The organism is Methanolobus profundi (genome assembly GCF_900114835.1).
GTDB classification, from domain to species: Archaea; Halobacteriota; Methanosarcinia; order Methanosarcinales; family Methanosarcinaceae; genus Methanolobus; species Methanolobus profundi.
Genome location: NZ_FOUJ01000003.1, coordinates 209,691 through 226,998, shown reverse-complemented (window position 1 = coordinate 226,998; position 17,308 = coordinate 209,691). Strand labels below are relative to the sequence as shown.

The 17,308-nt window shown below is 43.3% G+C and carries 19 protein-coding genes and 1 tRNA gene; 9 read left to right on the top strand and 11 right to left on the bottom strand.

From position 1 onward, the window contains the following. Window positions 1-10 precede the first annotated feature (10 nt). The 3 genes from mobA (at window position 11) to BM008_RS08535 (ending at window position 2,036) form a co-directional block, all read left to right on the top strand. Window positions 11-631, top strand: coding sequence for a molybdenum cofactor guanylyltransferase (mobA, locus tag BM008_RS08545; RefSeq protein WP_091936067.1), 621 nt, complete (start codon window positions 11-13; stop codon window positions 629-631). A gap of 26 nt (window positions 632-657) precedes the next feature. Beyond that, window positions 658-1,176, top strand: coding sequence for a hypothetical protein (locus tag BM008_RS08540; protein ID WP_245747976.1), 519 nt, complete (start codon window positions 658-660; stop codon window positions 1,174-1,176). A 218-nt stretch (window positions 1,177-1,394) separates the two neighbouring features. Beyond that, the gene (locus BM008_RS08535; RefSeq protein WP_091936065.1) at window positions 1,395-2,036 is read left to right on the top strand and encodes a tetratricopeptide repeat protein; all 642 of its coding nucleotides are present in this window, start codon (window positions 1,395-1,397) and stop codon (window positions 2,034-2,036) included. A 31-nt stretch (window positions 2,037-2,067) separates the two neighbouring features. Here the strand turns inward: BM008_RS08535 and BM008_RS08530 are convergent, their stop codons facing one another. The 5 genes from BM008_RS08530 to BM008_RS08510 form a co-directional block, all read right to left on the bottom strand. Next, window positions 2,068-3,306, bottom strand: coding sequence for an MBL fold metallo-hydrolase (locus tag BM008_RS08530; protein WP_091936063.1), 1,239 nt, complete (start codon window positions 3,304-3,306; stop codon window positions 2,068-2,070). A 15-nt stretch (window positions 3,307-3,321) separates the two neighbouring features. Beyond that, a complete protein-coding gene (locus tag BM008_RS08525; RefSeq protein ID WP_091936061.1) occupies window positions 3,322-5,556 on the bottom strand; it encodes a DNA topoisomerase I in 2,235 nt (744 codons plus the stop codon). Window positions 5,557-5,854: 298 nt separating this feature from the next. After that, complete coding sequence (locus tag BM008_RS08520) at window positions 5,855-6,352, bottom strand: ferritin-like domain-containing protein (protein ID WP_091936059.1); 498 nt, start codon at window positions 6,350-6,352, stop codon at window positions 5,855-5,857. Window positions 6,353-6,388: 36 nt separating this feature from the next. After that, entirely contained in the window at window positions 6,389-7,063 is a 675-nt protein-coding gene (locus tag BM008_RS08515) for a peroxiredoxin (RefSeq protein ID WP_281246270.1), read from the bottom strand. Between the two features lies 1 nt (window position 7,064). Continuing rightward, the gene (locus BM008_RS08510; protein ID WP_091936057.1) at window positions 7,065-7,460 is read right to left on the bottom strand and encodes a Fur family transcriptional regulator; all 396 of its coding nucleotides are present in this window, start codon (window positions 7,458-7,460) and stop codon (window positions 7,065-7,067) included. 238 nt (window positions 7,461-7,698) lie between these two features. Here BM008_RS08510 and xth point away from each other — a divergent pair, with 238 nt between their 5' ends. Beyond that, a complete protein-coding gene (xth, locus tag BM008_RS08505) occupies window positions 7,699-8,472 on the top strand; it encodes an exodeoxyribonuclease III (RefSeq protein ID WP_091936055.1) in 774 nt (257 codons plus the stop codon). Between the two features lie 87 nt (window positions 8,473-8,559). Here the strand turns inward: xth and BM008_RS08500 are convergent, their stop codons facing one another. Both BM008_RS08500 and BM008_RS08495 read right to left on the bottom strand, forming a co-directional pair. After that, a complete protein-coding gene (locus BM008_RS08500; RefSeq protein ID WP_218146699.1) occupies window positions 8,560-9,036 on the bottom strand; it encodes a TIGR00725 family protein in 477 nt (158 codons plus the stop codon). Window positions 9,037-9,043: 7 nt separating this feature from the next. Continuing rightward, a complete protein-coding gene (locus BM008_RS08495; protein ID WP_091936052.1) occupies window positions 9,044-9,565 on the bottom strand; it encodes a DUF367 family protein in 522 nt (173 codons plus the stop codon). 188 nt (window positions 9,566-9,753) lie between these two features. Between BM008_RS08495 and minD the strand changes: the two genes are divergently transcribed. From minD to BM008_RS08475, 4 genes are all read left to right on the top strand, one after another. Next, window positions 9,754-10,551, top strand: coding sequence for a cell division ATPase MinD (minD, locus tag BM008_RS08490; protein WP_091936051.1), 798 nt, complete (start codon window positions 9,754-9,756; stop codon window positions 10,549-10,551). An 85-nt stretch (window positions 10,552-10,636) separates the two neighbouring features. Then, window positions 10,637-12,754, top strand: coding sequence for a type II/IV secretion system ATPase subunit (locus tag BM008_RS08485; protein ID WP_245747975.1), 2,118 nt, complete (start codon window positions 10,637-10,639; stop codon window positions 12,752-12,754). Continuing rightward, window positions 12,747-13,670 carry a type II secretion system F family protein gene (locus BM008_RS08480; protein ID WP_091936049.1) on the top strand — a complete coding sequence of 308 codons (924 nt, stop codon included), beginning with the start codon at window positions 12,747-12,749 and terminating at the stop codon, window positions 13,668-13,670. Before BM008_RS08485 ends, BM008_RS08480 begins: the two co-directional genes overlap by 8 nt. A 1-nt stretch (window position 13,671) precedes the next feature. Next, window positions 13,672-14,661, top strand: a complete 990-nt coding sequence (locus tag BM008_RS08475) for a type II secretion system F family protein (RefSeq protein WP_091936048.1) — start codon at window positions 13,672-13,674, stop codon at window positions 14,659-14,661. Window positions 14,662-14,691: 30 nt separating this feature from the next. On the opposite strand, the gene BM008_RS08470 is transcribed toward BM008_RS08475, so the two are convergent. From BM008_RS08470 to BM008_RS08460, 3 genes are all read right to left on the bottom strand, one after another. Beyond that, window positions 14,692-15,267 (bottom strand): FumA C-terminus/TtdB family hydratase beta subunit, encoded by a 576-nt coding sequence (locus tag BM008_RS08470; RefSeq protein ID WP_091936046.1) that lies wholly within the window; start codon window positions 15,265-15,267, stop codon window positions 14,692-14,694. Next, window positions 15,267-16,106 carry a fumarate hydratase gene (locus BM008_RS08465; protein WP_091936044.1) on the bottom strand — a complete coding sequence of 280 codons (840 nt, stop codon included), beginning with the start codon at window positions 16,104-16,106 and terminating at the stop codon, window positions 15,267-15,269. Before BM008_RS08465 ends, BM008_RS08470 begins: the two co-directional genes overlap by 1 nt. A gap of 18 nt (window positions 16,107-16,124) precedes the next feature. Continuing rightward, a tRNA-Leu gene (locus BM008_RS08460) sits at window positions 16,125-16,210 on the bottom strand. A gap of 270 nt (window positions 16,211-16,480) precedes the next feature. On the opposite strand from BM008_RS08460, the gene BM008_RS08455 reads away from it, so the two are divergent. Beyond that, window positions 16,481-16,693 carry a winged helix-turn-helix domain-containing protein gene (locus BM008_RS08455; RefSeq protein WP_245747974.1) on the top strand — a complete coding sequence of 71 codons (213 nt, stop codon included), beginning with the start codon at window positions 16,481-16,483 and terminating at the stop codon, window positions 16,691-16,693. Between the two features lie 33 nt (window positions 16,694-16,726). Here the strand turns inward: BM008_RS08455 and BM008_RS08450 are convergent, their stop codons facing one another. Continuing rightward, window positions 16,727-17,188, bottom strand: a complete 462-nt coding sequence (locus BM008_RS08450; RefSeq protein ID WP_218146698.1) for a hypothetical protein — start codon at window positions 17,186-17,188, stop codon at window positions 16,727-16,729. Window positions 17,189-17,308: the final 120 nt, after the last annotated feature.

Below are 17,308 nucleotides of genomic sequence, written 5' to 3'. Positions count from 1 at the left end.
TTCTGTCCTTATGAAAAGGTCGTCCCTTCTGCTTGCAGGTGGTCTGGGTACCCGTCTGAATGGCAGGGAAAAGGCACTCATGATGTATCAGGAATCCACTTTACTGGAACGCTCACTTGAGGTTCTTGATGATGTATCTGATGAGGTTATCGTGTCCCTTCGGGATGAAGATCAGCTACAGCAGTTCTCTGAATATCTTGATGACAGAAAAATTGTCACGGACACAATAAGGAATGCAGGACCTCTCGCAGGTATGCTTGCAGGCTTTGAACGGGCTTCAGGTGAATATGTCTTTACAGTGGCATGCGATATGCCTTTTCTCAACGGAGAACTGATCGATGTGATGTTTGGCATGATCGGTGAGCATGATGCCCTGATCCCTATTAGTGAATATGGTATGAAAGAGCCTCTTCATGCGATATATCGAAGGGATGTCATGCTTAAAGCTATCGAACTATCCCTTGCAGAGGGGAACCGTAGCATACTTGCACCTGTATCGTCCCTGGACAATGTACTGTACCTTGATTCTGAAGCTATCAGGTCTATAGACAAAGATCTTAAGAGTTTTGTCAACATAAATACTCCATCTGATGTTGTAAATATGGATAGCTGGCATTCGGATGATCTGTGATCGTCCTGCCGGGGGGATCTGTTAGAATGATAGACAATGGTATTGTTATAGAGAAGGCTATCTGGAAGATCGCGGATGAATATGGTCTTGACGTTGATGTCGTGGAAAATGCGATAACGTTCTCAGAAACACCGCTTGATCTTGATTCACTGGTAGGTGAAGGTATATTCTGTTTCAGAGGGCCTAATGATAATGTGAAATATAGCAATGCTGCGATCTGTCTCTCGAACAAGATCCTTGCAAATGTCGGTGTGGCAAAGAATATGCTCTCTATCCTCAGTGAGCAGATCCGGCAGTGGGACCATGAAGATATAAATGTTCTTTTGTCCCTTTTGAATAAGTTGATAACTATAATGGAGCTAAATCCCGACGAGTACCATTGTCTCAGGACCAGCTGTATCAATTTTAAGGCATTGCCATCGGAGCCTGTCCCTGAAGATATAGCAGAGAAATATAGTGTGTGGTCGATGGATAAGAAGGGTATGTGTCTTGTTGGTATCGATGCAAATGAGGTAGTTCATATTGATGATCTTGACAAGATCTAGGTGAATCCCGTATTTTCTGTTATATTTATTTCAATAATATATAATTCACGATGTATGAAATAATTTCACACATTGTTTATATCTATCTTTTCTGAATGCGAATAATTTCGATAACTTAATAAATATGTTATGTGCATTAAGGAATACAAAATATGAGAATGTACTGCATATTTATGATAGTACGATAAAAATACATAATCTTGGAGTTGGTATACTGGATGGACCCTGATACACCGGAAGAATGGTTCAAATTAGCGTTTGATGCCGAAGATCCGGAAGAGAAAATAGAATATTTTTCCCTTATTCTCGAATGCAGGGACCTTGATCCGGAGCTATGGAGCAATGAAGCTATTGCTCTTGTATGGAATAATAAAGGCATAGCGCTTTCTTTTTTGGGTATGGAAGAAGAAGCTCTTGAGTGCTTCAAAAGGTCTGTAGACCTTAACAAGAGCGATATTGATGTATGGTGTAACATGGGTGTGGTCATGTTCAACACAGGACGTTATGAGGAAGCCATCAAATGTTACAACAGGGTACTTACTATCGACCCCGGTAACGAGCATGCATGGGTCAATAAAGGTGACATATTCGAACTGATGGGTAAACATAACGATGCCATAGATTGTTACAGCAAGGTCCACAAGGAGATCGAACTCGACAACAAGTTCGCTGTGGTATGGCATAAAAAAGGACTTTCCTATTTTGGTCTTGGAAAATATGAGGATGCTATAAAGTGTTTCACAAAGGTCCTTAAAATTGATCCGGAACATCTTGATGCAATAGAGAACCTCAAGACCGCAATGGCCAGGACCAAGAAAATGAATGATGAGATGAAGTACAAAAGTACCTCATGTCTCTAAGGTCGAATTGTCTTCTTTAAGATATCAAAGCTCAGATGGTGAAACGTTCACCCAATTCAGGAGCACATGCTTCAACGCCTATCTCTTCTTTGATCCAGTCCGCAAAGCCTTCACAGTTATCCCCATGCATGGTGAATACGCGTTGTGTACCTCTGTCACAGAAATCCTTCACCATTTGTTTAAGCTCTTTGTCACCGGAGTGGGCTGAGAAATCGTATTGTTCTATCTTTGGTTTCAGGTGCTGGATAACTCCGTCATTCTCGATGTTGCCTGTATCCAATGCCATCCTGCCGTTTGTTCCCTCTACCTGATAGCCGCTTAGTATTATCTTTGACTTCGGGTCCTTGTATAATCTGCTTATGTAACGAAGAACAGGTCCTCCGTTTAGCATACCTGCAGTTGTAACTACAACCGATGATTCAAGGCGAAGTCCATCTCTCTTTCTTCCAGCTACCATTGTTGCGTTATCGAATGCCCTTTTCAGGTGAGTGGGATTACGGATGTATTCAGGGTGTTTTGACATTATCTTGTATGCCTGTACTCCCATACCATCAACAAAAGGTCTGATACCATGTGCATCCAGCAGCATAAGCAGTTCCTGTGTTCTTCCAATAGCAAAGGCCGGTACGATGACACTGCCTCCGATATTGAGAGTATCGAAAACCGAATCTATGAATGCTTTCTCCACTTCTTTGCGTGGAGGGTGTTCATCACCAAAATATGTGCTTTCTGTAATGAGTACATCGGCATCCGGGAATTCAACTGCCCCAGAAACAAGTCGTGTGTCCGAAGTGTTGATGTCTCCTGTGTAGAATAAACTCTTGTTCTCTTTGTCTTTCACATGTATTGCTGCAGCACCGGGTATGTGTCCGGCATTGAAGAACTCGAGATCATATCCATGAGCATGGAACTCCACACCTGTATCAATTTGTTTTGTCTGGTGTGCGAACTTCGAAAGCTCGATGGAATCATATGCCGGCATCTCTCCTTCCCTTTCTGCGATCTTAAGGGTATCCTTTGCCAGCATGTGTGCAAGGTCAAATGTAGGCGGGGTCATATAGACATCTGGTTCAAGGTCCATAAGGTTTGGAACTGCACCGGAGTGGTCGATGTGTGCATGTGATACTAAAATAGCTTCAGGCCGTGATCCGTTCACTGGATACTTGATATGTTCTCCCGGGGAAACCCCGTAATCCATCATTATCTTTTCATCGATAAGGACTGCCGATCTCCCAACCTCTCTGCATGCACCTTTGAATTCCAGTTCCATTTTACCTGCCTCCTCTCAGACAATATCTGATTGCCATGTTTTTATTTTCTTGACAGGTATACTTGTAACTTTCGCAAGTTCTAAGGCATCTGCTTCACATAGCTCGTCCACACTGCATATGCCTGCATCAGCAAGCTTTTCGGCTGTGACCTTTCCGATCCCGGATATATCATTGAGTGTTTTAGGACGCTCTTTATCGGTATTCTGATTCTTTTTCTCTTCTTCCTGTGCCTTCTGCCATTCTATGAAGTTACATTCAGGACATCCAAGGTTCCATGGTCTCTTCCCGGGAGTTATGATGCGTATATGGTACAGTCCATGTTCTTCACAACTTTTGTCTGTGACTATTATCTGGCCGGAACGTGGAAGTGGTAATGAGAAGTTACAATCCGGATAACCCTCACATCCAATGAAACGTGAACCACGCTTTGATCTCATGACCATCAGATTTGAACTACACTGTGAACAGGTACCAATGATCTTGTCCTCGCGAAGACCAGCACGTAATGACTCTGTGATATCATCTTTGTTCTTTCCAAGCTCAGTGAAAACAACTTCAAGCATTTCTCTGGATTCGTTCAGAACATTCTCTTCAGGGATATTACCTTCTGCTATCCGGTCCATGTCTGCTTCAAGTTTGCTGGTCATATCAGGTTTTGATATGGTGGGTGCGAACTTTTCAAGAGTATCCACAACGGCTATAGCGGTCTTTGTGGGTTGGAGTGGGTTTCCATGTACATATGCACGTGAATAGAGTTTACTGATGATCTCGTGCCTTGTTGCTTTTGTACCAAGTCCCATCTCTTCCATGATCCTGATGAGCCTTCCCTGTCCGTATCTTCCCGGTGGCTGGGTTTCCTTTGCTTCCATGTCCAGCTTGGTCAGAGTATGCTTGTCCCCTTCTTCCATTTTAGGGAGCAGCCTGTCCTCAGGTGCGTTATAATGGTAGTACCATCTCCATCCAGGTTCGACAAGTCTTGCACCATTGGCTTTGAATTCTTCTCCACTGATGTCGAACTTTGACTTAATGGTCTCCCATTTTGCGGAGTCGGCAAAGGTTGCGAAGAACCTTCTGACCACCATCTCATAAAGTTTCCATTCCTGCTCGTTCATTTCGGACTTCTTCGCAATAGATGCAGGGAATATAGGTGGGTGGTCCGTAGTTTCTTTCTTACCCTTTGTAGGTACCAGTTCCTTCTTCTCCAGCAATTTGAGTGCGTACTGCTTGAAGGCGCCGGTCTTGAATATCTCTATCTGTGCCCGCAGGTCCAGACTTTCAGGGTAAACTGTGTTATCGGTCCTTGGATATGATATGAAACCGTTCGTATAGAGTGTCTCAGCGATCCTCATTGAATTGGCGGCTGTAAAGCCAATAGAACTTGCGGCGCTGATGAATTCAGTAGTGTTAAAAGGAGTTGGTGGCTTGTCTATTTTCTCTGAGGTTGTCAGTTCTGTGACCAATGCCTCATCACCTATGGATAGCTTCTCCATGGCGGCATCTACTTCTGCTTTATCCCAGAACCGTTTAGTGCGGTGTTCAGCCTTGAACTCTTCTCCTGTCTTGCTTTTCAGCAGTGCTGAGAGTTCCCAGTATGGTTTTGGGATAAAAGCTTCCCTTTCCTTCTCACGCTCGACTATAAGTGCAAGTGTGGGTGATTGTACTCTGCCCACGGACAGGAACATCTTTCCAAGACGTCCTGCGGCAAGGGAGATGTAACGGGTAAGTGATGCACCCCATACAAGATCGATGACCTGTCTTGAATGTCCTGCATCAGCAAGGTTGAAATCGACATTTGTAGGGTTTGAGAATGCATCATCAATGGCCTTTGGTGTTATGGCACTGTAATGCACACGGTCGAACACTACCTCGGGATTTACCTTCTGGATGATCTCCAGTGCTTCAGCCCCTATGAGCTCTCCTTCTCTGTCGTAGTCAGTTGCAATAGTTACTCTTGTGGCTTCCTTTCCCAGTTTCTTAAGTGCAGATACGATCTTCACCTGTGTGGAAGTTGTGATGATCTCAGCCCCTATGAGCTCATTTGCTTCCACTTTCTGCCAGTTGTTATATGCCTTTGGGAAATCAAGTTTCACTATGTGTCCGCTAAGTCCGATGAATATTTGTTTACCTTCATCTGATTCGTATTCGTAGGTGTCCACACCGCTCACACGAACCTGCTTTGTTTTACTGGGAGCCAGAATTGCTGCTATCCTTTTTGCTGCAATGTGCTTTTCTGCTATGATGAGATGCATGTAATCTCCATGAATTTTGAAAGTGCAATAGATGATAAAATGTTCATTTGATACGATACTTTTGATAAAAGATCTTTATTTTTACAGGGTTATTTAATGATTAAATCTAACAAACATTCTTCTAAATATATCTATCGCAGAGCATACGCTATCGGAGAAAAACAATCAACTGTTAAAATAAGCAACAAGTGCCATCACTGCTAGTAATTGACAAAAGTGTGCTGAGGCACAGTAAAAAAGTGAGACGGACATTTCCTGATCAATAAATGACAGGAAATGTCATATCTGATGCAAAGTTTTAGTCCATTCTCTGCATCAGTTCGATATCTTCCATGACCGCCTGCAGATCGTCCTCATGCTCGATCTCGTCGGTGAGGATCTGCAATACGATCTCATAGGTAACCGGATCCTTGTCCTTTACTTTCTCAAGGATATTGCTGTACACCTGGATAGCACACTGTTCTCCCTTTATGTTCTGCTCAAGGATCTTCTTTACAAAAGGATCCTCGGGAGATTCATAGCCACAGTTACTTATCTTCTCCCACTCCTGTGGAGAGAGCACCGGTGTTCCGCCGAGCTGTAATATCCTGTTGGATACCATGTCAGCATGGCGCAGTTCATCATTTGCGTGTTCTATAAGTTCAGCTGTAGCAGCTTCCCTCATAGGGCCTTTGATCACCTTTGCACCGATCCAGTACTGGTAATATGCTAACCACTCGTCAGCAAGAGCCTTGTTCAGCAGGTCTATCAGTTCATTGACATCCAGGTCAAGTATTTCCACTCCTTTTGTTCCCATAATGGTCACCTATGGATTATCTATTTACTTTGGTATTTAAGACTGCTTCCTGAGGCACATGAACCAGTCAAGGCAGTACTTTCCTTCTTCTTCTGTCTCAACTCTTTCCTTTGCAGTTCCGCATGATCCTGGTGGTGGAATGATCACGTCGTCCCCAGGTTGCCAGTTAGCAGGGGTTGCAATGTTCTCTGCATCGGACTTCTGCATTGCAAGGACAAGCCTCTTGATCTCATCCATGTTCCTTCCGTTGGAAAGTGGATAGTAGAGGATAGCTCTTACCTTTGCTTTAGGGTCCATGATGAATACTGCCCTTACTGCCTGTGTGTCTGATGCGTTTGGCTGTACCATTCCGAACTTCTTTGCAACATCCATTTTAAGATCTTCAATTACAGGGAAATTCACTTCAACATCCTTCATTCCCTTGTACACGATCTTCTCTTTGATCGTCCTGAGCCATGCGATGTGTGCGTAGATGCTGTCAATTGAAAGTCCGATCAGCTCGGTGTTCAATTCCCTGAACTCTTCCTGCATTGTTGCAAATGTCATGAATTCAGTTGTACACACCGGTGTAAAGTCGGCAGGGTGGCTGAAAAGGATTACCCACTTCCCTTTGTAATCCTTAGGAAAACTGATCTCTCCCATTGTTGTCTTTGCTTTGAATGTAGGTGCATCATCGCCTATAAGTGGCATTGTTACTATTTCTTCTTCCATATTACTCCATCTCCATGCATTTTTTGCATATTCCGTAAAAATTAGTGTCTGCTGATTCAATTCTGAAGTCATCTATCTCTTCTGCGATCTGCATAGCATATTCGCTAAGTTCTTCTGATTCGTAGTCTGTTATTTCTCCGCACTCAAGGCATATTGTGTGATGGTGAGGTATCAAATTAGATTCGAACCTCGAAACGCCTTTTGTGTTTACCTCCTTGATCAGGCCTTTTTCGGCCAGGAATTTCAAGTTGTTATAAACTGTCGCTTTGCTGATGCGGGTCAGTTTTTGTCTTACTCCCTCAAAGACATCATCTACGGTAGGATGACCATCAAATTCCCTAAGGAAATCCAGGATCTCGATCCGCTGGTTTGTATACTTGATGTCTGCTTTCCTCATACTTTACCCCCACTTTGGTTTGGTATTTTAATGGGTTTCATGTAAGAACAAATTCTAAATAAGAATTATTATTATTTAAGTTTTGTTCTCAAATGATATTTGTACTAATTTAATTCTATATTTTGCAACATTTACTAAATAGGGATATTGGGATGATTCAGGACAAAAAGCAAGCTATTGAGCAATGTACTTATGAGATAAGTTCTCAAATAACGTTCAGAATTCACGGAGGCACAGAATGAGCAGGATAAAGATCATTTCATGGAATGTGAATGGCATCAGGGCAGTTCACAAAAAAGGTTTTCTCGACTGGTTCAATGAAGAAGGTCCGGATATACTCTGCATACAGGAGACTAAGGCCCGAAGGGAGCAACTTCCTGAGGAAATGCTTGAGATAGATGGGTATCATAACTATTTTGCCTCTGCTGAGAAGAAGGGCTATAGTGGTGTTGCCATTTATAGCAAAAAGGAACCAATTGACATCAAATGTGGTTTCGGTATCGAGAAGTTCGACAGTGAAGGACGGACCCAGATCGCAGATTACGGGGATTTTGTTCTCTATAATATCTACTTCCCCAATGGCAAGGCATCAGCTGAAAGACTTGCGTATAAGATGGAGTTCTATGATGCATTCCTGAACCATGCAAATACCCTCAGGTCCAAAGGCAAGAAGATAATCGTATGTGGGGATGTCAATACAGCACATAAGGAAATAGATCTTGCAAGGCCGAAGGAGAATGAGAATATATCAGGTTTCCTGCCTGAAGAACGTGCCTGGATCGATAAGCTTCTGGAGAATGGTTATTTCGATACTTTCAGGATGTTCAATACAGAACCTGAGAACTATAGCTGGTGGAGTATGAGAACAAAGGCCAGAGAAAGAAATGTTGGCTGGAGGATCGATTATTTCTTTGCAAGCGATAATGCAAAGGATGATATCAAGGACGCTTTCATCCTGCCGGATGTTATGGGTTCGGATCATTGCCCTATTGGTATTGATCTCGAGATATGATCAAGATCTTCTGATCATCTGTACCGGACCTTTTATGGTCCTGTATAGACTTTCCTTTTCTACTATTATATAGTACTATATCTGCAGTTATTTGTTGAAGCTATCGATCGCTATTCTTACAGCTTTCTGTGGGCTATTTGCTTTAATGGTCCCTTCGATCTCCCATTTAGATTCCAGTGTGACCACGGTCTTACCCATCTTCAGGGAATGTGCTATCTCGGAAAGTGTGCCGTATTCTCCGCCAATGGCTATCAGTACATCGGCAGAACGTGCGATTATAACATTTCTGGCATGTCCCATCTCTGTCACTATTGCTATGTCTATGTAAGGGTTTGCACTTTCACGGCTGTCTCCCGGGAGAACACCCACTGTAGTTCCACCTTCTTTCTTTGCACCCGCTGCAGATGCTTCCATAACTCCGCCAAGTCCGCCACAAACAAGTACCGATCCATTTCTTGCGATCTCAGAACCAGTTTCCTCTGCAGTCCTTCTCAGTTCCTCATCACAGGAACCTGCACCTATAACGCCGATCTGTATCATTATACTCGTTCCTTGTATTTGCATTAGGCGATCACATATATTCGCTCTGTATCCTCAGGATATCTTTGCTATCCTTTGCCTGCGAATATTCTTCCAGTGGTTCATGATTGAGTTCAAGGAAAGTATGTCCCCAGTTGAACTTGGACATGATCGTTTCAGCTTGCTTCTTATTCCCTAGTATGTACAGTGAAGCAGCAAATGCTTCCACTGATGTGAGTTTGAAAGGTCTTCCGAAATTCACAGGATTTGCAGCCACAAGGTAAGGTAATGCTCTGTGTTCAAGTCTCATTCTGAGGAGTTGTGGAAAGACCCTTTCAACTTCTTCCCATGAGCAATCAAGAACAGTTATCCCTTTCTTTGAGCTATCTGCCGGTGAGAGGGCTTTCTCTGCCATAGGGTCAAGAAGTATGGACCTTGATGGTATCCTTTCTATTTTCTCGGACAGGTTCACAAGTCCGAATCTTGCCATCTTCTTGCCTGTGCACTTCTTGGGGTCACATTGTTTTGCATGATAAAGGAAGAGTTTGATATCTTTTTCTTCGGCAGGTGTCATGTGAACATGATGTTATCTGATCATATATATTGCTAATTGAGGGACTGTGGATATTAATCACGGGATAATATAGATATGTATTTATATTTTTAAGTGATATTTAGTTTGGTATATACTCCAGATGACATTATTATTGGATGGGTCTTCAACTGGGTGACAGAAGTTATAATCATCAATAGAGGCATTTTATGACAGCAAAGATCATTACTATTGTTTCAGGGAAGGGTGGTGTTGGCACAACTACGGCTGCTATTAATCTTAGTGCTGCACTTGCAGGATTTGCAAAAAAGACTTTGATAATTGACGCTGATATCGGAATGCCCACTATAGGGCTGATGTTGGGTCTGGATGTTTCAAAAGCAAGTCTTCATGATGTTCTTTCCGGGACCGCAGAGTTAAAAGAGGCTATCTATGATGGCCCGAACAATCTTCATGTCTTACCGGGCAGTATCTCTCTTCATAGTTTCCTTAATGCGAACACTGAGATAATTGGAGGGATAGTAGAAAGTATCCGGGACAAGTACGATTTTATTGTGATCGATTCACCTACAGGTATCAACAAGAATTCAATATTTTCCATATCATTGGCCGATGAGCTCATACAGGTGATAAACCCTGATATTGCTTCTCTTGCAGGCGCAATGAAGATCAAGGCAATATCTGATAATATGGGCAAACCTTTCCGTGGTGCTTTCATTAACAGGACCGGTGTGACCCAGAATGAGCTCACTAAGGAAAGGATAGAGAATGCTCTTGGTCTTAAGATCCTGGCGAACATAGAGGAAGACCCCAATGTCAAGAACTCTCTTGCATTCAAGGCACCTATGGTGATGAAGTATCCCGGATCTCCGGCTTCGGTAGGTTTTAACAAAGAGGCTGCAGAGATCGCAGGTATAAAGGTATCTGCAGAGATGGCTTCTGCTGAAGAGAGCAAAGATAAGAAAAAGAAGGGCAAGAAGTTCTCTCTTTCAAAGGGTAAGAAGTGATACATCCGGAATATTTACAACAGGATGCCAGAGAAATGAATTTCAAAGAGACTTATAATACCACTGGTGTAGGGGTTGGTAATAGTTGAGTAATATTTCAGGTGACCGGGTCGAAGATAAAGAAGATGAGAGCGGTCTTCCGGATGTAACTGTGGATCCAGAGGATCAAATACTGAGCATTGGAGAGGGAACAGATGCTTTAGATGATCAGGACCCTCTCATTTCAAAGTCCGAAAAAGAGCCCACCTCTTCTGATAAGGAAGAGATAGCTCCTTCGGAGGATATCGATCAGTCTGATATTCCGGTTGCAGGGTCTGTGGAAGAGGAACCTTCCGAGCCTGTCGGATATGATGATGAGAGCGATGAGGGGATACTTGAGAATATCCTATCCGTGGATATGGATGAGGTAATAGATGAACTTTCAGATCTCATTCTTCCTGATGCGGAACCCGTCAGTATTGAAAGCTTAAAGAGCAAGGTAGATGATGTTCATCTGGATTCTTATGATGATCTTATCTCAGATGAACAGGAGTCATTCTGGGAAAAGACAATTTCTGATATCTTCAAAGTGGAACCCATTGAGGATGAATTCGTTATCGATGACGAAGAAAAGGAATCTTTAATGGACCATGTGAGCAAGCTATTCTCCAGAAAGAAGATCAACCTTGATCCTTATAATGTTGTTGAACATGGTCCTATAGTCGATCTGACCATGCCAGCAGATAGTCCTTTCAAAGAGGTAGAGCTGTATGAGGTGAATCCTCTATATGCTTACATAAGAATAGCATATGATCCGGAATCCCATGAGTTCCAGTATCAATCCATAGAACCTGTCCTCACTGAGAAGGAACAGGAGCTCATGGATGCTATCAAACTAAAGTTCATCGAGACCCTTGATGTCAATCTCAAGGAAGTCTCACGTAAGAATGCAGAGGAATATCTGAAGTATAATGTGATCGAGTATCTGAAAGAGTTCCAGATCGATATATCCCCAAGAAAACGTGAGAGGATCATGTACCATATAGTCCGTGACTATGTGGGTTATGGTGAGATCGATGTTCTTATGAGGGATCCTAATCTTGAGGATATTTCCTGTGACGGACCGAACACTCCTATCTATATCTATCACAAAGAGTACAATTCGATACCTTCCAACATCGAGTTCGAGTCGGATGATATTCTTGATTCGTTCGCCATAAGGATAGCCCAGATATGTGGAAGGCATATATCGATCGCAAGACCTTTACTTGATGCGACCATGCCAGATGGTTCCCGTATCCAGATGACACTGGGAAGGGAGATCACTACTCGTGGAACTACTTTTACTATCAGGAGATTCAAGGACAATCCGATAACTCCTGCTAACCTTATAGAGTTCCATACATTCTCAACTGCCATGATGGCATACATGTGGCTTGCAGTTGATTCCAGTAAGAGCCTTGTCTTTGCAGGAGGTACTGCATCAGGTAAGACTACGGCAATGAATGCTGTTTCCCTTTTCATCCAGCCGGAAATGAAGATCGTTTCCATTGAGGATACAAGGGAACTCAACCTGACCCATCCTAACTGGATCCCTGGTGTTACAAGACAGGCATTCTCCGGTGAAGAGAAAGGTTCGATCGAAATGTACGAGCTTCTGAGAGCTTCTCTGAGGCAGAGGCCGGAATACATCCTTGTGGGTGAGGTAAGAGGTGCTGAAGCCTATGTACTTTTCCAGGCAATGTCAACAGGTCACACTACATTCTCTACTATGCATGCAGATTCTGTACAATCAGTGGTTCACAGACTGGAGAATCCACCTATCAATGTACCGAGGATCATGATACAGGCACTGGACCTTGTGGCGATCCAGGTACAGGTAAAGGTCGGTGATGAACGTGTCAGGCGTTGTAAGACCCTTACCGAAATAGTTGGTGTTGATCCAAGGACCGGTGAGCTCCTGACAAATGATGTTTTCATGTGGGATGCCGCTAAGGATATGTTCCAGTATTCAGGCAGGTCATATATTGTAGAAAGTGTCATGGAGAGTCGTGGATGGACAGAAGAAAGAGTTCGCGATGAATTGAAACGACGTCAGGATATCCTTGAATGGACCCGTGAGAAGAAGATAACCCACTTCAGGGATTTCGCAAAGATCGTCGTGGCCTATAACCGTGAACCGGAAATGGTAATGAAACTTGTAAGGCAGGAATTATATGGCTAATCCCTATTTCATCTTCGCTTACAATCTTTTCGGGAAGCATTATGAAAAGAAGAGGCTTGACTTCTTCGGTCTGCGTCATAGTCTCCTGAAGAACAGGATGGACGTGGCCTTCGATGTCTATATGTCCGGAGCACTGCTGAGTTCGATCTTAAGCGCTGTCGGTGCATTGTTCTTTATTTCGCTGGCCCTTCTGGCCTTTGGTGTTCCTGAGCTGAAAGCGACACGCTTGTTGTTGCCTGGCTGGATGGCACCACTGATGCAATATAAGTCCATTTTCATGGGGCTTATACTTGGTGTAGTATTCACGGCCCTGGTGTTCATAGTTGTCTATAAGATATTCCAGATATATCCTGCTCTCATGGCCGGTGACAGGAAAAGAAGGATCGATAGCATGCTTCCTTATGCTGTTAACTATATGTCTGCAATGTCCGGTGCAGGTGTACTTCCGGTGGATCTTTTCCGATCACTTGCAAATAATGACATCTATGGCGAGATGTCAGTGGAATGCCGTTATCTTGTACGTGATCTAGAGATACTGGGTCATGACCTTGTAACTGCCATGAAGAACCTTTCTGTAACGACCCCTTCTCTTGCATTGCAGGAATTTCTGCAGGGTGCTATTACAGTTGTTACTTCGGGAGGTCAGCTTGAGCCTTATTTCCAGATAAAGACCGAACAATATATCATGGAAAATCGTCAGAACCAGAAGGAATTCCTTGAAACACTGGGTCTTCTTGGAGAGACCTATGTCACTGCTTTTGTTGCAGGTCCGCTTTTCCTTGTGGTGGTCATATCCATTATGTCCATAATGGGTAATGCCCAGATGGTCTTCCTTTATATCATCATATATGCACTGATCCCGATCGGTAGTCTGATGTATGTAGTTCTTATCAGTACCCTTACCCCGGAGGCCTGAAATGAATCTGTATGATATTTTCAATACCTCTTCCCCTCTGGATGGTTCTCTTACAGAGGATGAATTATCCGAGCTTGAGGATTTTGAGATAAGTATGAAGATGGAGGAAGCACATAAGAATATCCTCTTGAAAGAGTTCATCAAAGATCCATTGAAAATGCTCTATACACATCCGGAATATACTTTCTTCCTGAGCTTTCCGGTTGCTCTGGTATTCTTTTTCCTTGGAATGGTCGCTACCTGGGGTACTCCGTTGATAGATGATATTATCATTTTCACTGTTCTTATCACGATCACTCCTCCTGCTATCACGTTCCATAAGAAGTTCAAAAGGACGGATACTATCGAGGAATATCTTCCGACATTCCTGAGGGATATATCTGAGATGAGCAGGGCTGGACTGACCCTTCCAAGAGCTGTCAATACTGTTGCAAAGGGTGAGTATGGTGCCCTGACAAAAGAGGTCCAGAGCATGGATGCTGCAATGTCATGGGGTGTCTCTTTCGAGGAATCTTTGCAGACCTTTGCAAAAAGAGTTCCAACGCCTATCATTACAAGGACAGTGTCCCTTATCACACAGGCAAGCAAGGCCGGAGGTCGTGTGGCTTCCGTTCTTGAAGCTGCTGCCCGTGATGCAAGGGAAGTGAAGATGCTGGAGCGCGAGAGGCGTGGTAATATGATGGTCTATGTGGTCATCAGTTACATGTCGTTCTTCGTTTTCCTGTTCGTGATCGGAATGCTCACGTCAACCTTTGTGCCAACCATGGCAGAAGCAGGTAAAGCAGCTTCCGCAGCAGGTGCAGGAAGTCAGTTCATTGGTGCCTTCGACCCGGCAAAGTACACACGTCTCATGATGCACACAGGTGTGATACAGGGATTCATGAGTGGACTTGTTGCCGGTCAGATGGGTGAGGGTTCAGTGTCCCAGGGTCTTAAACACTCTATCATACTGACACTGATCGCCTGGGTAGTGTTCACTTTTGTGATATGAACTGATATAAAAAAAGAATATGATAATTGCTTATTCGATCATCGAATAAGCTTCCTTTGCTTTTTTGTTGACATTCTGGAACAGGTTATTTTTGTGTGAGTCTATTCCAACGACAAGTGGTCCAAAGTCCTTAACTTTGAGTTCCCACACAGCTTCAGGCATACCCAGGTCCAGCCAGTGTACGTCCTTTACTTCATCGATGCTCATGGCAGCAAGTGCAGCACATCCTCCTGTGAATGCAAGATAAGCTGCTTTGTTCTCCATTGCATCAATTACATTGTCCATTCCACCCTTGCCAATGAATGCACGTACATTGTGTATCTTCAGAAGCTCTGGTGTCATTTTTGACATACGGGCACTTGTGGTGGGTCCTGCTGCAACGACCTCCCACTTTCCATCTGTTTCTTTCATGAGCGGGCCGCAGTGATAGATCACGGAGCCATCAAGATCGAATGGAAGCTCTTCATTCTCTTCTGCCATCTCCAGGATCCTGGCATGGGCTTCGTCCCTTGCTGTGAGCACTGTTCCTGTGAGGTAGACTATATCTCCGGCATTGAGCCTGGTCACGTCCTCTTCTTCAAGTGGTGTTGTCAGTCTGTATTCCATTACTGATCACCTCCGAGTGTGACCGAAGCATGACGGTTTGCCCAGCATTGGATGTTAACGGCAACCGGAAGGGATGCTGTATGGCAGTGTGCTTTCTTGATATGGGTGGCAAGTGCGGTGGTCCTGCCTCCAAGTCCCATTGGTCCGATACCAAGGGAATTGATATCTTCCAGCAGTTTCATCTCTTCCTCATCCATTTCATCTATCTTTTCAAGAAGGGCTGATTTTGCAAGCCTTGCTGCCTTATCGAACGATCCTCCGATGCCAACGCCCACGACGATAGGTGGACATGGTTTTCCACCTGCGTTCATCACAGTTTCAAGGACAAAGTTACGTATCCTGTCCTTCTCAGTTGGGTTGAACATTTTGATAGCACTCATGTTCTCAGAACCTGCACCTTTCGGAGCAACGGTTATTTTGATGCTGCTGCCTTCTACCAGTTCATATTTTATGTCCGGTATTCCGCTGCCTGTATTATTTCCGCTGTTGCTTCTGCTGATCGGATCTACTGCATTGGGGCGAAGGGGAATGATGTCAGTTGCGACTCTCACTCCTTCAAGTATCGCTTCTTCAATATTGCAGTCTATTACGGCTTTTCGGCCTAGCTCAACGAAGAATATGAGTATCCCTGTATCCTGGCAGATCGGCACTTTCCTGCTGCCAGCGATCTCGATGTTCTTAAGAATAGCTTCAAGTTGCTCTTTAGCCACAGGGGATGTTTCTTCAGAGGCTGCTTTTTTAATTGAGTCCACAACATCCTGTGGTAAAATGGTCTCAGCCTCTTTTAAAATATCAACAATAGCCGTTACAATAGTATCATGGTCGATAGCGTCTGACAAAAAAGATCACCTTTGGTGTGGTGCGGGAGAAGGGATTCGAACCCCCGAACGCCTGCGCGAGCAGATCTTGAGTCTGCCACCGTTGGCCACTTGGTTACTCCCGCATATGGAATTAACGATACCTCTATTGCTGTATTAATTATAAACCTAACTGTTGGCCGGTTGTAGTACTTATATATAAGATCCTTTTAGCTAAAAAAACAGTTATTTATTTAGTAACATATTTACTTAGTATTGTTACAAATCGATGATGTTAAATATGTGTTCAATGATAGATTTATTAGACTAACGATATATCATCGATCGATATTATATCATTAGTTCTTGTGGTACAAAAATAGAATGCTGGGGGCATTGCTATTAGGCGGAGTAGGTTGGATATTACGTTAGATATACTAAAGATAGCTTTGGATGGTGCAAAAAAAACTCAGATAGTTTATGGGGCAAATCTGAATTCAACAATTGCAAACAAATATCTTGCAAGACTTGAAGAGAAACAACTCATTGAACAAAAAGGGAATATTTTCATCACTACTGACAAAGGGAAAACATATAGAGAAATGGCCAGCGAACTGGAAATTCGCTGAAGGCCATGTGTTAGAACAACTATTCTTGCAGGGTTATACAAGCCCGAGCAACTGTGTAAGTTTCAATAGTACATTTGCAACAGCGAAAGTAACGCTGTTTGTGAGTCCTACTGGTTCTATTACGATCTCACCATTGTCCTTTGCATCAAGGAATGTTCCAAGAGGATCATCTGAACTGAGAATTTCAAGTACCGTGTCCTCACTGGTTCCTACTATGATGGTCTCACCGATCTCTGTATCTGCATCGACCTCTTCGAAGGTAGTGATGTAAGCATCTTCTGTGATAGCTTTTATGTATATTTCCTCGCCATCATTTGTCATGATCACGAGCTTGACCACTTCGTCACCAAGGAGACTTTTGAGAAAAGACGGTACCTGATCCGCATTTTCATTATATTCATTCACAGCGACGCTGAGATCGTTGACCACATCGGCACTGGCAACAGGGATCAGCATCGTGATTAATAGCATTAATACTATTATCGGTTTTTTCATCCACATCCTTCCTGAATTTTACTTAGTTTTTTCTATAATAACCGTTACATAGTAATTTGAGCTTAATCTATATTAATAACTCGCACATAGAAAGCAGGAAAACAATTTTGAAGAACAAAT

Excerpts from the sequence above, each read along its gene's own strand:
- mobA (WP_091936067.1), top strand. The coding sequence starts at position 11 with ATGAAAAGGTCGTCCCTTCTGCTTGCAGGTGGTCTGGGTACCCGTCTG.
- BM008_RS08540 (WP_245747976.1), top strand. The coding sequence starts at position 658 with ATGATAGACAATGGTATTGTTATAGAGAAGGCTATCTGGAAGATCGCG.
- BM008_RS08535 (WP_091936065.1), top strand. The coding sequence starts at position 1,395 with ATGGACCCTGATACACCGGAAGAATGGTTCAAATTAGCGTTTGATGCC.
- BM008_RS08530 (WP_091936063.1), bottom strand. The coding sequence starts at position 3,306 with ATGGAACTGGAATTCAAAGGTGCATGCAGAGAGGTTGGGAGATCGGCA.
- BM008_RS08525 (WP_091936061.1), bottom strand. The coding sequence starts at position 5,556 with ATGCATCTCATCATAGCAGAAAAGCACATTGCAGCAAAAAGGATAGCA.
- BM008_RS08520 (WP_091936059.1), bottom strand. The coding sequence starts at position 6,352 with ATGGGAACAAAAGGAGTGGAAATACTTGACCTGGATGTCAATGAACTG.
- BM008_RS08515 (WP_281246270.1), bottom strand. The coding sequence starts at position 7,063 with ATGGAAGAAGAAATAGTAACAATGCCACTTATAGGCGATGATGCACCT.
- BM008_RS08510 (WP_091936057.1), bottom strand. The coding sequence starts at position 7,460 with ATGAGGAAAGCAGACATCAAGTATACAAACCAGCGGATCGAGATCCTG.
- xth (WP_091936055.1), top strand. The coding sequence starts at position 7,699 with ATGAGCAGGATAAAGATCATTTCATGGAATGTGAATGGCATCAGGGCA.
- BM008_RS08500 (WP_218146699.1), bottom strand. The coding sequence starts at position 9,036 with ATGCAAATACAAGGAACGAGTATAATGATACAGATCGGCGTTATAGGT.
- BM008_RS08495 (WP_091936052.1), bottom strand. The coding sequence starts at position 9,565 with ATGACACCTGCCGAAGAAAAAGATATCAAACTCTTCCTTTATCATGCA.
- minD (WP_091936051.1), top strand. The coding sequence starts at position 9,754 with ATGACAGCAAAGATCATTACTATTGTTTCAGGGAAGGGTGGTGTTGGC.
- BM008_RS08480 (WP_091936049.1), top strand. The coding sequence starts at position 12,747 with ATGGCTAATCCCTATTTCATCTTCGCTTACAATCTTTTCGGGAAGCAT.
- BM008_RS08475 (WP_091936048.1), top strand. The coding sequence starts at position 13,672 with ATGAATCTGTATGATATTTTCAATACCTCTTCCCCTCTGGATGGTTCT.
- BM008_RS08470 (WP_091936046.1), bottom strand. The coding sequence starts at position 15,267 with ATGGAATACAGACTGACAACACCACTTGAAGAAGAGGACGTGACCAGG.
- BM008_RS08450 (WP_218146698.1), bottom strand. The coding sequence starts at position 17,188 with ATGAAAAAACCGATAATAGTATTAATGCTATTAATCACGATGCTGATC.